The organism is Croceicoccus mobilis (assembly GCF_001661965.1).
Lineage (GTDB): Bacteria > Pseudomonadota > Alphaproteobacteria > Sphingomonadales > Sphingomonadaceae > Croceicoccus > Croceicoccus mobilis.
Map to the genome: position 1 here is coordinate 17,075 of NZ_LYWZ01000011.1, position 12,563 is coordinate 29,637.

A 12,563-nucleotide genomic window follows, 5' to 3' on the forward strand; every position below is an offset into this window, starting at 1 on the left:
GTTCGATCCGGTCGGGCTGGCTGGCTTTTTAAAGGGCTGGATGGGCAATCTATATCATTGCGGGAGGGAAAATTGCGTATACTTCACATCGACACCAGCATTCTCGGCGAATACTCGGCCAGTCGCGTTCTGTCCGCCGCCGTTATGAAGAATTTGACCGCTGCAAATCCCGATGCCGAGGTAAGCTACCTCGATCTCGCCGAAAATCCGCTCGATCACCTTTCCGGTGCCCATATCGCGGTGCAGCAGGGTTTGCCCGTCGACCAGGTTCCGCACATCGCCGATGACTTGGCGCGCTCATCGGAAGCGCTGGAGACCTTCATGGCAGCGGACGTAGTCGTGATCGGCGTCGCGATGTACAATTTTACGGTGCCCTCGCAGCTCAAGGCGTGGATCGACCGGATCCTTATGGCCGGCAAGACCTTCCGCTATACCGAAACGGGAGCAGAAGGCTTCATGGGCGGCAAGCGGGTCATCCTGTGCATCGCGCGCGGCTCCGTTTATTCGAACGGCGCGCCGGCCGCGCCGCTCGAGTTCGCCGAGAGTTATCTCAAGGGCATCTTCGGTTTTATCGGCATCTTCGACGTTGAGACGGTCATTGCCGAGGGTCTTGCGATTTCGCCGGAGCATCGTGAAACGGCGGTCGGAGGCGCACTCGAGGCAGCAGGCGCCTTGCCCGCCTGACCGCGCGCGGTTTCAACAAACGGGAAACACGCCGGACTTCAGGTCGCCTCCACCCGATAGTGGAGGGTCGATCCGGCGACAGAGGAAGACAAGATGTCCAAGGTCGTAATCAGCTGCGCCGTGACCGGCAGTGTCCATACCCCCAGCATGTCACCGCATCTGCCGGTTACTCCGGCGGAAATTGCCGAGCAGGCGATCGGTGCGGCCGAGGCCGGGGCTGCCATCCTGCATCTTCATGCCCGCAATCCCGAGAACGGTCAGCCTAGCGCCGATCCCCAGCTGTTCATGCAGTTCCTGCCGCGCATCCGCGAAGCGTGCGACGCGGTGCTCAACATCACGACCGGCGGCGGTCAGGGCATGCCGCTGGAAGACCGGCTGGCTGCGGCGATGACCGCCGAGCCCGAACTTGCCTCTCTCAATATGGGGTCGATGAACTTCGGCCTCTATCCCATGCTGCAGCGCCAGAAGGAATTCCGCTACGAATGGGAGCGGACCTATCTGGAAAACTCGAAGGATTTCATTTTCCGCAATACTTTCGGGGATCTTGAATATATCCTCGAAACGCTGGGCAAGGGGAAGGGCACGAAGTTCGAGTTCGAATGCTACGACACGAGCCACCTCTACAATCTGGCACACTTCCTCGATCGCAAGCTGGTGACGCCGCCGCTGTTCGTGCAGTCGATCTTCGGGCTGCTCGGCGGCACCGGCGCGGATACAGAAAACCTGCTTCACGCCAAGCGGCTGGCAGACAAGCTGTTCGGCGACGATTACCAGTGGTCGGTCATGGCGGCGGGGCGGTACCAGCTTCCCTTCGTGACAATGGGCGCGATCAATGGCGGCAACGTGCGGGTCGGCCTAGAGGATTCGCTTTACCTTGGACGCGGCCAGCTCGCGAGGTCTAACGCTGAGCAGGTGACGCGCATTCGCGGCATCCTGGAGGCGTTGTCGCTCGAGATCGCCACCCCTGCCGAGGCGCGCGAGATTCTCGCGCTCAAGGGAGCCGACAACGTCGGCTTCTAAACGCCCGCCCAGTCAGGGAGCGGTAGGATTACGGAGTGCAGCGTTCAGCCATCGTCTTTGCGCATAGTTGCCTTCGTCGCAAGTTCCTTGAACAGCGCCTGTTGAACGCTGTCGAGGGGACACATGATTTCGTCCTGCACCTCGCGAACGATCGGCAGAAGCGCTGTCAGGGTCGTTTCCCCTTCCGCCGTTAATCGAACCGTCCTCGCCCGGCGATCGCGCGGGTTGACGGTGCGTTGGACGAGGCCTTTGGCGACCAGCCGTTCCAGCACGGCGCCTATTGTGGCTCGGTCGTAGTCGATCAGGGACGCGACCGTGGCCTGATCGATATCCGGCTCGGCATGGAGCGCGTCCATCGCGGCAAACTGGACCGGCGTGATATCGAACCCGGCGGCCCTGGTTCGTGCGAGGAAAACCCGCGTTTCGATCTGGTGCAAGCGGCGGATCAGATGACCCACCATGCCGTGCGCTTCCATTATGATTCCCCGTTCGCTCCGGTCTTGTAGTCCGGGACCCGGCCATGGGCTAATCGGAAATATGATGTGCACTTATCAAATTGTTTGACCAGAATTAGTAAGTGTGCAACGTAATTCTCTGCTGCTCCGAGCGGGAGAGAACAATGCAATACCATCTTGATGGCTTCCGCCCGGGGGATCCGGACGTTGCCGCGGCTGCGCCACCGTGGCGCATGAAGGGCGTCTTGCCCGATAATGTCGATGTCCTCATCGCCGGTTGCGGTCCAGCCGGTTTATGCCTGGCGGCGCAGCTCGCCAAGGTGCCGCAAATTCGCACCATGATTGTCGAGCCCAAGCAGGCACCAATGGAAAAGGGCCAGGCGGACGGCATCAATGTCCGCTCGATGGAAATGTTCCAGGCCTTCGGCTTTGCGGAAAAGGTCAAGCGGGAGTCGGTCTGGATCAATGAAACGACCTTCTGGACGCCCGATCCCGACCGACCGGAAAGCATCATCCGCGCCGGGCGTGTGCAGGACGTGGCCGACGGGCTGAGCGAAATGCCGCATGTCCTGATCAACCAAGCGCGCGTGCACGACCTGTTTCTGGACGTTATGCGTCAGGCGCCGAGCCGGCTTGAGCCGGACTACGGTATCAAGGTCGTTGGTCTTATGGTCCATCATGACGGGCGCGATCATCCTGTAGAAGTCACGCTCGAAAGCACGGCGCCGGGGAGCGCGGGCGAAAGGTCGACTGTCAACGCGCGCTATGTTGTGGGTTGCGACGGCGCGCGCTCGACCGTCCGGCGGGCCATCGGCGGCGCGCTGCACGGGGATGCGGCGCATCAGGCCTGGGGCGTCATGGACGTGCTGGCGGTGACGGACTTTCCCGACTTGCGGATGAAGGCGATCATCCAGGCGAGCCATGACGGGACCATCCTGCTCCTGCCGCGCGAAGGCGGCTATCTGGTCCGCCTCTATGTCGAGCTCGACCGCCTGCACGAGACCGAGCGCGTGGCCGAGCGCGGCATGACCGAGGCAGATATCATCGCCAAGGCTAAGCGCATCCTGCATCCATACAGTTTCGAGGTGAAGGACGTGGTGTGGTGGTCCATCTATGAGATCGGACACCGCCTTACCGACACCTTTGACGATGTCCCCGCCAGCCGCAAGGCCGAGCAGACCCCGCGCGTCTTGCTCGCAGGCGATGCCTGCCACACCCACAGTCCGAAGGCCGGGCAAGGCATGAACGTGTCGATGGGCGACACCTTCAATCTGGGGTGGAAGTTGATCCACGTCCTGACCGGCCGCGCAAGGCCCGAGCTTTTGCACAGCTATACTGACGAGCGGTGGGCCGCGGCTAAGGCTCTGGTCGATTTCGACCACCGCTGGTCGCGCGTCATCGGAACCAGGGAGGACGCAGGCGAAGACCAGTCCATTCCGCGTGTCCAGCGCGAATTCGTCGCCAACGGCGAATTTACCGCCGGCCTGACGGTGCGTTACGAGCAGTCCGACTTGGTCGGCAACGCCAAGTGGCAGAACCTCGCGACCGGATACCCGCTGGGTATGCGTTTCCATTCGGCGCCTGTCATCCGGTTGGCCGATGCCATGCCGATGGAACTGGGCCATGTGGTGGAGGCGGACAATCGATGGCGGTTGATCATGTTCGCACCGGCCTTTGACCGGGGGCAATCCGGCGGCCAGGTGGATGCGCTGTGCCGTTATCTCGAAGACGATCCGGGATCGCCCCTCGCGCTTTATCGTCGTCCCGGCGAAGACGTCGATGCGCTGATCGATGTGCGCGCGGTGTTCCAGCAGGGCTTTCGCGATTTGGAGTTCGGGGAGATGCCGTCGCTGCTTCGCCCGCACAAAGGCCGCTTTGGGCTTTGCGACTACGAAAAGGTCTTTTGTGCCGATCACAAGAGCGGGCAAGATATCTTCACGATGCGCGACATCAGCCGGGACCGGGGGTGCGTGATCGTTGTGCGTCCGGATCAGTATGTATCGCAGGTGCTGCCACTCGACGCACGCGAGCAGCTTGCGACGATATTCGAGCCAATTCTTTACGTGACCTGAGTCAAGCCAGAGTGGAACCGCCGAGGCCTGCCTGGAGGGCCACGCTTTTGCAGCTTGCCACTATCAAACTTTGGCGGCGCGACTGCCAGCAGCGGGCCGATTGATCCCGTGCGCGATGTGCTTGGCCAGCAGCGCCTCGGCGAAATCCGCACTTCCGGAAGAAGATACGCTCTCGGGGAACCCTAGGTGGTTGGTCGCCAGAAAGCCGCGTTGCACACTCCACAGGGCACCCACAGCCGATGTCGCATCGGTGGCATCGAGCCCGAGTTTGACAAGGCGACCGACCCAGGCATCCTCGATCGTCGGCCGGCTAGCGCGAGAGATGTTGCGCAGCCGATCGGCCAACTCGATGTCCCGAGGTAGCGAAACCAGCAGATTGAAGCTCAGGCGGAAAAGGTCGCTCTGGAGAAATTCACGGGCGTGCTCGGCCGCAGCCGACATCACGCTGTCGTCGTTGGCCAGCGAGGCGTCCGCTTGCGATTGCACGACCTCGCTTTCGAACATGTGGGCGATCGACGCTTCGATCAACTCGTTCTTTGTGGCGAAATGGTGCAATTGACCACCGCGCGAGATGCCGGCCCGTTCCGCCGCATCGCCGATGCGAAAGCCCGAATACCCTTTTTCCAACAGGACTTGAACGGCTGCATCGAGCAGCTTCGCTGTGGTTTCGGCACTGCGTTCGCCCTGCGTCCGCCGGCGGCGCGCAGGACGTTTGGCCTTGGCGCCGACGGTCTTGGCAGCTCTTTTGTCTGCGTTACCACCCGATTGGGTTGAATCTGTCAAATCCTGATCTCTCCCGGTGACTGATGCTGATCGGCACCGCTCATTCTAGCGGCAGTCCACTGACAAGGCAATTGCGGACTCCCGATCTGGTCGAGCCATCCCATGCAGGGATGCGAAGGGGCCGAGTCGTTCATGCCTTACCTGCTTTGTCCGCCGGCAGCGCCTGGTCCGAAAGTTTCCCGACGCGGTGCCGCGCCAGTTCCGTGACCATTTCAGAAACCGTCAGACGCAGGTTTTCCAGTTCGCCGGCCGGATAGCCGTTGGCCAGCACTTCAGGTACCTGGAGCGCCCTGGCGCGCAAATTGCGGCCCGCCGGGGTGAGCGAAACCAGTACCCGCCTTTCGTCGTTCTGGTCCCGTTCCCGCCGCACCAGGCCGGCTTTTTCCATACGTTTGAGCAGGGGCGTCAGTGTACCACTGTCAAGGTACAGGCGGGCGCCCAGCGCACCGACCGTCTGGAGGTCCTCTTCCCATAGGACGAGCATCACCAGATACTGCGGATAGGTCAGCCCGAGGCCGGAGAGGATCGGGCCGTAAAGCCGCGTCAGCAGATTGGTAGCGGCATAGAGCGGGAAGCAGACCTGCCGGTCCAGCAGGAGGGGGTCGTCTTCGCTCCTGTCCGCCACCAACATTCCGCCTTATCTCGTCGATACGTTCAACTTGACGTCTACATTGCCCTTCACCGCATTGGAATAGGGGCAGACGGCGTGGGCGGTCTGGACGATCTCCTCGGCCTTCGCTTGGTCAAGACCTTCGATCACGATGTCGAGCGTCACGTCGAGCGCGAAGCCACCCTGGCCGTTGGAGAGCAAGCTGACCTCGGCGGTGACCTCGATCTGGTCATCGCCGACCTTGTCGGTCTGCGCGCGCGTGACGTGAATAACGGCATTCTCGAAGCAGGCTGCATAACCGGCAGCGAAAAGCTGTTCGGGATTGGTCGCGCCGCCCTTGCCGCCGAGGCCGGCGGGCAAGGCGAGGGACATGTCGAGCAGGCCATCGTCGCTGCGGATGGTCCCGGCGCGGCCACCAACCGCGGTGACCTTGGTCGTGTAAAGTGCGTTCATTATAAGCTCCTGTCATGAGCTGCTTGGCAGCTGGGGCCGCATATAAATTGCGTACAATATCATTGCAAGTTATACAAAAGGGCGCCTTTTCCGCTCAGGCCCCAAGCTTTACGAGTGCCTTTCCCAGCGCGCTGCCGTCGAAAAGGGCAGCGAGCGCCTCGGGCGCGCTTTCGATTCCCTCGAAAACCGTTTCGCGCCATGTCATCTTTCCAGCCGCGACAAGGCGTTGCAGCTCTTGCAGGAATTCCGGCATTTCATGGAAGTGGTGAAAAACGGTCACCCCTTCCATGCGCATCTGCTTGCCGATCATCAGGATGAGATTGCGTGGTCCGGGAGAGGGCGCCTCGTCGTTCACGGTCGAGACCGAACCACACAGAATGATGCGCGCATTGTCGCGGCCAGCGGCGATCGCCGCCTCGAGCTGGGCGCCCGCAACGTTGTCGAAATATATGTCGATGCCTTCGGGAGCGACTCGGCGCAGGGCGGCCAGCATGTCGGGCTCGGCCTTATAGTCGATTGCATGGTCGACGCCGATCTCTCGCAGATAGGCGCACTTTTCTGCTCCACCCGCCGAGCCGATTACGATCAGACCCCCGGCCTTGGCCAGTTGGCACACGATCGAGCCGACCGCGCCGGCGGCGCTCGAGACGAAGATCGTCTCACCGGCTTTCGGCAGCGCGGTCTTGAGGCCGGCGTAGGCGGTCAGGCCGGTCACACCGGCCGGCCCGAGCAACGATTGCACGGGAATGCCGGGCGCATTGATCTTCTGCAACGCTGCCCCGGGGGCCACGAAGGCTTCGCGCCAGCCGAGCCAGGACTGGACTGTGTCACCGGTGTCGAAGTCTGGGCTGCGCGATTTTACGACCTCGCCGATCGCCCCGCCGTCGAGCGGCGCGCCGACTGTGAAGGCGGGAATGGGGGAATCGAAGCCGCTCATGTCCGCCATGCGGATCCGCGTGGCGGGATCGACTGACATCCAAATGTTGCGAACCAGCACTTCGCCGTCGGCAAGATCAGGCAGATCCACTTGCGCGATTTCGAAGTTGTCGGCCGATACTGATCCTTTGGCGTATTTCTTGAGGCGGACTTCGCGAGAGGCTTTCATAATCGTTCGTTCCAATACGTCAGAGTGCGCGGGATGCTGCTCAGGCCAGGCCTTCGGCCCTGAGCGCCGCCTGCACTGCGGGGCGCGCAGCAACACACTCGACATAGAGCCGGACGTTGGCGAATTCCTCCCACGCCGCGCCGCCCATGAACGCAGCCCGGGTGGGTGACCCTGCCCCGATCATGAAGGCTTGGCGGCTTGGGCAGGCGGCCGTCGCACGGTCTGCGGGGAATATTGACATGGCATCTTGACTTAGTAAAGCGAGCCGGATAGCCGGTCGGTAATGTTCCGGCCAAGGCGCAAACGGCCCAGGCGGTTTGCTGTTGTCGGTAAGGTTCAGTGGTGGGAGAGGGTAATGAAATCGTTCCGTAAATCACTCATGCTTGGCGTCCAGGTGTCGTCTCTTGCGATGGCCGGGGTCGTGCACGCACAGGAAGCGCCGGGAGATGAGGCTGCAGCGCCGGAGATCGTCGTAACCGCGCAGAAGCGCGCTCAATCGCAGAACGACGTTGGCATGTCCATCACGGCGGAAAGCGCTGCCACGCTCGCTGAACGCAATGTCGTGGATGCGGGGGATCTGGTCAAGATCGTGTCGGGCTTCACCGCCGCCGACTCAAACCAGGGAACGCCGGTTTACACACTTCGCGGTGTGGGTCTCAACGACTCGGGTCTTTCCTCGGTGCCGAGCGTGGCGATCTATGTTGACCAAATTCCGCTGCCTTATCCCGTAATGACCCAGGCGGTCGGCCTGGACCTGGAGCGGGTCGAGGTTCTCAAGGGGCCACAGGGCACGCTTTTCGGGCAGAACTCGACGGGCGGTGCGATCAACTATATCGCCGCCAAGCCGACAGCGGGCTTCTCCTATGGCCTGGGGGCGACCGTTGACAGCTTCGGCCGAACTGACGCCTCTGGCTTCGTCAGCGGGCCGCTGAGCGATACGGTCCGCGCGCGCCTCGCCTTGCGCTCGGTGCAGGGCGGCGCCTAGCAGCGCCACAGCACCACCGGCCAGAAGCTGGGTGACGAGCGCAAGCTTCAGGGGCGCTTGTCTGTGGATGTCGATGCATCCGATAGGCTCGATCTGCATTTCACGGCCACGGCGTGGCAGGACAAGTCGGATACGCAAGCTGGTCAATTGACCGCGATCTGGGCGGGCGGCCCGTCCAATTCCGGCATTCCGGGATTGATCGGCGGTGCCGGCAGTCCGCTGTTCAGCCAGCCGGTCGATGGCCTCAAGAAGGACGCGCGCGCTGCGGCGTGGAACACTGATTGGCCGATGCGTAACGATAGCAAGTTCTGGCAAATTGCGCTCGCCGCCAACTATGACCTGGGCAACGATCTAACCCTCACGTCGCTGACTTCGTATAGCGACCTGAAATACTCGAGTTATCAGGACACCGACTCAACAGCGCTCTCGCTGCTTGAACTTCTTCCTTTCGGTACGATCAAGTACTTCTCGCAGGAACTGAGGCTGGCCTATGATGCCGGCAAGGTCCATGCTCTGATCGGCGCCAACTACGATCACTCCGACGTGACTGATCGCATCGACTACCGCTTCGAGGGCGCCAGCATCGCTTATGTGCCGTTTCTGCCGTTGCGCCTGAGTGCAGTGCAATCCTCTGCGGATCAGACCCACAAGACGCTCGCGGCTTTCGGTCATCTTGAATATGCTGTGACCGACAATCTGACGGCGATCGGTGGTATCCGCTATACGAACGCCAAGGTGAACGGGGCCGTCTGCACCCGCGACACGTCCGCCAACCAGGCGGCGACCACGCTGCTCTCGTTCGCTTCGGGCTACACCATTCCGCCGCGCGGCTGCTACCTCATCAACGATATCACGGGGGCAGCCCCGGGATCGCGCAATGTCTCGCTCGACGAAAACAGCACGTCGTTCAATGTCGGCTTGAATTACAAACTGGCCAATCGCGGGCTGCTCTATGCTTCGTTCAGCCGTGGCTACAAGGGTGGTGTGATCCCGAACATCAGCGGCACCCTGCAGTCGCAGCTCGATCCGGCCAAGCAGGAACGCCTTGATGCCTATGAAGGCGGCTTCAAGCTGCCGCTGTTCGGACGTGCGCTGCAGGTCAATGGCGCTGTGTTCCATTACAGCTACAAGGACAAGCAGGTCCGCGGGCGCATCTTTGTCCCGTTCTTCAATCTGCTCGAGAAGCTCATCAACGTGCCCTCATCGCGGATCTTCGGGCAGGAACTGTCGATCAACGCCCGACCTGTTACAGGCTTGACGCTGAGCGGCAGTGTGACCCACCTGGATTCCGAAATCGACAAGAGCTTCCTTACCTACAACGGAAGCCAGCTCTATGGCGACATCAAGGGTTCGCGCCTGCCCTTCACACCGGAATGGTCCGGCAATGCCGACGCCCAATACAAGTGGGGTATCAGCAATTCTGTCGATGCCTATCTTGGTGCGAGCGTGACCTTTGCCAGCAAGAGCAACACCACCTTCCAGACGGCTACATTGCCGGCAAGCCAGTTCGACATTCCCGCGCGCGCCCTGCTTGACCTTCGCGCCGGTGTGACCGGTGCGGACGGCACCTGGACCGTGGAGGCTTTCGGCACCAACGTCACTGACAAGTACTATTACGACACGACCTACTTCTCGCTCGATACGATAACCCGCTTCGCCGGGCGTCCGGCGACTTGGGGTCTGCGCGTTACGCTGCGCAACTGACTACGGGAAAGGTGCGGCAGATTTGCCGCCCCTTTTCATTTGCGGCCAAGAATTGGGTAGTTTCCACGATGGCAACAGACACCGAACAACTGCTTCGCGCCATCTATGCGCAGCCCAGGCTCGTTTTCGAGCACCTTCACCCGGACTTCGTGTGCCATTCGCCCGGACCCAATCCTATGGCCGGCACCTTTCGCGGTGCGAAGGCTTTTGCCGAGCATCTTGGCACCTACCAGGAACGCTCGCAGGGAGCTTTCGCTCTCGGCGCGCCGGTGGCGGTGATGGCGGACGGAGCATGGGCAACGGTCGTCACGCCGATCAACGGTTCGCGCGATGGCAAGGCCATCTCGATGTTCGGTTTAGGTGTATGGCGCTTCGAGGGCGACAAGCTCGCCGAGCATTGGGAATGCGTGAGCGACCAGCAGCAATGGGACGCGTTCTGGTCTTGAAGCAGGGGTTTGCCTGCGGCGAGGCAGGAACTCGGCGAGCCATGGCTGGGTTGCGTCTGGATTCTGGAAGGTGGGTTTAGATGGAACGGCTGGACGGGAAAGTGATTATTCTGACCGGCGCCGCCAGCGGCATCGGCAAGGCAACGGCCCAGTCCCTTCACGCCGCAGGGGCGGCGCTCCTGCTCGCGGACCTCGACCCGGCGGGTGAGGCTGTTGCGGATCAGATCTCTTCGGCAGGCGGGCGGGCGCGCTTTTTGCGAACCGACGTGTCCAGCGAAGACGACGTGGCACGTGCGGTCGATCTGGCGCTGACAAGTTTCGGTGGGCTGCACGGTGCGGCGAACTGCGCCGGGATAGGTACAGCGCCGGTTCCGTTCGCCGAAATCGATTCCGGCGACTGGGATCGCGTCCTCGGCGTCAATCTCAATGGCATGTACTATTGCGTCAAGCACGAGCTACGCGCCATTCTGGCGGCGGGAGCAGGGGGCTCGATCGTCAACGTCGCATCGGCCCTTGGCGCGACTGCTTCGCCGAATATGGGGCCGTACGTCGCATCGAAGCATGGTGTCGTGGGCATCACGCGGGCTGCCGCAGTGGACTATGCCCGGGCCGGGGTTCGGGTCAACGCGGTCATGCCGGGGATCGTCGATACGCCGATGGTTTCTAATGCCATTGCGACCGGCGCCTACGAGGGGTTTCTGGAGGCGATGAAGGCAGCGCATCCGGTGGGGCGCCTTGGCCGGCCAGAGGAAATCGCCGCGGCCATCGTCTGGCTGCTGTCAGACGCCGCGTCGTTCGTCACAGGGGCGACGCTGTTCGCCGACGGCGGCTTCTCTGTGCCTTGATGTAGTGGGCTGGCGTTTGCGCCGCCGACGCCGTAATGAGAAAGAGTATGCCTGCATGATCGAACTTCATGGGAATATCACTCCCAATCCGCAAAAGGTCGTGATCCTGCTGGAAGAGCTGGGGGTGCCGTACCGGATCGTCGGATACGACCTGCTGGCGGGAGCCCATTTCACCCCGGAATTTGCCCGGATCAATCCCAACTTCAAGGTGCCAGCTATCGTCGATCACGCCCCGGCGGTCGGCGGCGAGCCGATCGCCGTTTTCGAATCCTGCGCGATCCTGCAATATCTCGCCGACAAGGAGGGGAGGTTCCTTCCGTCCGATCCGCGCGGGCGCAGCGCGGTGACGCAATGGTTGTTCTGGCAGGCGGCCGGCCTTGGGCCGATGCTGGGCCAAGCCGGCCATTTCCTGCGCTATGCCCCGGAGCAGATCGAGTATGCGATCAAACGCTACACCAACGAAGGTACGCGCCTGCTGCGGGTAATGGAGGCCCGGCTGCAGGACAATGAGTTCCTTGCCGGCGACTATTCGATTGCCGACATCGCATGCTGGCCCTGGATCACGGCCGGTGCGGGCGATCTGTCGGACTTTCCGGCTATCGCACGCTGGAAGGAGACGCTCGATGAACGGCCTGCCTACGCTCGCGTGCTGCACGGCGATGCCGCGATCCCACCCGAAATGCTTAAGAAGCGCATGAGGCTGACGCCGGAACAGTGGTCCAATGCTTTCGGCGAACGCTTGCTTGAAGCGCCGTGCCAACAGTGATCTCCGGCTATGGCGTCTCGAGCAGGTCGCTGACCGCCCCAGCCGCGATCCGTGCACTGCGCACCAGATCATCGCTTGAATAGCCAAGCCGCGCGTTGAGCGAGAGCCCGCGCAGGTTCTGCATGACGAACTGCACGATCGTTCTTGCCTTGCCGGGCGATGCCGATGGCCAAAGGTACTCTTCGAGTAGAGCTTCGTTCTGGCGCGTCAGCGTGACCGCAATGCCCCGTGCGGCGTCATCGTGCGATTGCAGGGCCGTTGCGATCATGCAGCCAGGGGTGGCCGGTCGGGACGAATAGCGGATCGCGGCTGTTTCGAGCAGGCCGCCAAGGGCTTCGGCAGCTGACCGCTCGGCACGCAGCGCCTGCTGTACCTGTGCCAGCTCATCCGCCGCGTAAGCCCGGATTGCGCGCTCGAACAGACCCAGCTTGCTGCCATAGGCGGCATAGAGGCTGGGCGGGTTGATCTTCAGCGCCTGCGTCAGATCCGCGACGCTGACGCCTTCATAACCGGCACGGTGGAACAGACGGGCGGCGATTGCCACGCCGTCCTGCGCATTGAATTGCTGGGGCCGGCCCCGCCTGCGCGGTAGGGTCGTGCCCGAGGAAGGTTTCGGGTCCGAGCCTGGGGATGAC

The 12,563-nt window shown here is 62.1% G+C and carries 14 protein-coding genes; 8 read left to right on the top strand and 6 right to left on the bottom strand.

What is annotated here, in order from left to right; translation table 11 throughout:
* Nucleotides 1-57: 57 nt before the first annotated feature.
* Both A9D13_RS02840 and kce read left to right on the top strand, forming a co-directional pair.
* Nucleotides 58-684: an FMN-dependent NADH-azoreductase gene (locus tag A9D13_RS02840; RefSeq protein ID WP_229665483.1), complete on the top strand. Its 627-nt coding sequence runs from the start codon at nucleotides 58-60 to the stop codon at nucleotides 682-684.
* A gap of 93 nt (nucleotides 685-777) precedes the next feature.
* Entirely contained in the window at nucleotides 778-1,704 is a 927-nt protein-coding gene (gene kce, locus A9D13_RS02845; protein WP_066769811.1) for a 3,5-dioxohexanoate:acetyl-CoA acetone transferase, read from the top strand.
* A gap of 44 nt (nucleotides 1,705-1,748) precedes the next feature.
* Here the strand turns inward: kce and A9D13_RS02850 are convergent, their stop codons facing one another.
* Complete coding sequence (locus A9D13_RS02850) at nucleotides 1,749-2,180, bottom strand: MarR family winged helix-turn-helix transcriptional regulator (protein ID WP_066769813.1); 432 nt, start codon at nucleotides 2,178-2,180, stop codon at nucleotides 1,749-1,751.
* A gap of 143 nt (nucleotides 2,181-2,323) precedes the next feature.
* On the opposite strand from A9D13_RS02850, the gene A9D13_RS02855 reads away from it, so the two are divergent.
* Nucleotides 2,324-4,231, top strand: a complete 1,908-nt coding sequence (locus tag A9D13_RS02855; RefSeq protein ID WP_066769816.1) for an FAD-dependent monooxygenase — start codon at nucleotides 2,324-2,326, stop codon at nucleotides 4,229-4,231.
* A gap of 63 nt (nucleotides 4,232-4,294) precedes the next feature.
* On the opposite strand, the gene A9D13_RS02860 is transcribed toward A9D13_RS02855, so the two are convergent.
* From A9D13_RS02860 to A9D13_RS02875, 4 genes are all read right to left on the bottom strand, one after another.
* Nucleotides 4,295-5,014, bottom strand: coding sequence for a TetR/AcrR family transcriptional regulator (locus tag A9D13_RS02860; RefSeq protein ID WP_066769818.1), 720 nt, complete (start codon nucleotides 5,012-5,014; stop codon nucleotides 4,295-4,297).
* 130 nt (nucleotides 5,015-5,144) lie between these two features.
* Nucleotides 5,145-5,645 carry a MarR family winged helix-turn-helix transcriptional regulator gene (locus A9D13_RS02865; protein ID WP_066769819.1) on the bottom strand — a complete coding sequence of 167 codons (501 nt, stop codon included), beginning with the start codon at nucleotides 5,643-5,645 and terminating at the stop codon, nucleotides 5,145-5,147.
* A 6-nt stretch (nucleotides 5,646-5,651) separates the two neighbouring features.
* On the bottom strand, nucleotides 5,652-6,077 hold the full coding sequence (locus A9D13_RS02870) for an organic hydroperoxide resistance protein (RefSeq protein ID WP_066769821.1): 426 nt from the start codon (nucleotides 6,075-6,077) through the stop codon (nucleotides 5,652-5,654).
* A 94-nt stretch (nucleotides 6,078-6,171) separates the two neighbouring features.
* A complete protein-coding gene (locus A9D13_RS02875) occupies nucleotides 6,172-7,275 on the bottom strand; it encodes an NADP-dependent oxidoreductase (RefSeq protein ID WP_229665485.1) in 1,104 nt (367 codons plus the stop codon).
* Nucleotides 7,276-7,537: 262 nt separating this feature from the next.
* Here A9D13_RS02875 and A9D13_RS19995 point away from each other — a divergent pair, with 262 nt between their 5' ends.
* The 5 genes from A9D13_RS19995 to A9D13_RS02900 all read left to right on the top strand — a co-directional run bounded on the left by A9D13_RS19995 (nucleotide 7,538) and on the right by A9D13_RS02900 (nucleotide 11,928).
* Nucleotides 7,538-8,167 (top strand): TonB-dependent receptor plug domain-containing protein, encoded by a 630-nt coding sequence (locus tag A9D13_RS19995; protein ID WP_172808077.1) that lies wholly within the window; start codon nucleotides 7,538-7,540, stop codon nucleotides 8,165-8,167.
* A gap of 63 nt (nucleotides 8,168-8,230) precedes the next feature.
* Nucleotides 8,231-9,871: a TonB-dependent receptor gene (locus tag A9D13_RS02885; RefSeq protein ID WP_082922053.1), complete on the top strand. Its 1,641-nt coding sequence runs from the start codon at nucleotides 8,231-8,233 to the stop codon at nucleotides 9,869-9,871.
* A 68-nt stretch (nucleotides 9,872-9,939) separates the two neighbouring features.
* Nucleotides 9,940-10,317 (top strand): nuclear transport factor 2 family protein, encoded by a 378-nt coding sequence (locus A9D13_RS02890; RefSeq protein WP_066769829.1) that lies wholly within the window; start codon nucleotides 9,940-9,942, stop codon nucleotides 10,315-10,317.
* 80 nt (nucleotides 10,318-10,397) lie between these two features.
* The gene (locus A9D13_RS02895) at nucleotides 10,398-11,162 is read left to right on the top strand and encodes an SDR family NAD(P)-dependent oxidoreductase (protein ID WP_066769835.1); all 765 of its coding nucleotides are present in this window, start codon (nucleotides 10,398-10,400) and stop codon (nucleotides 11,160-11,162) included.
* Between the two features lie 16 nt (nucleotides 11,163-11,178).
* Nucleotides 11,179-11,928, top strand: a complete 750-nt coding sequence (locus A9D13_RS02900) for a glutathione S-transferase N-terminal domain-containing protein (protein ID WP_229665487.1) — start codon at nucleotides 11,179-11,181, stop codon at nucleotides 11,926-11,928.
* A 7-nt stretch (nucleotides 11,929-11,935) separates the two neighbouring features.
* Here A9D13_RS02900 and A9D13_RS02905 read toward each other — a convergent pair whose 3' ends face one another.
* Entirely contained in the window at nucleotides 11,936-12,472 is a 537-nt protein-coding gene (locus tag A9D13_RS02905) for a TetR/AcrR family transcriptional regulator (protein WP_172808078.1), read from the bottom strand.
* Between the last annotated feature and the right edge of the window lie 91 nt (nucleotides 12,473-12,563).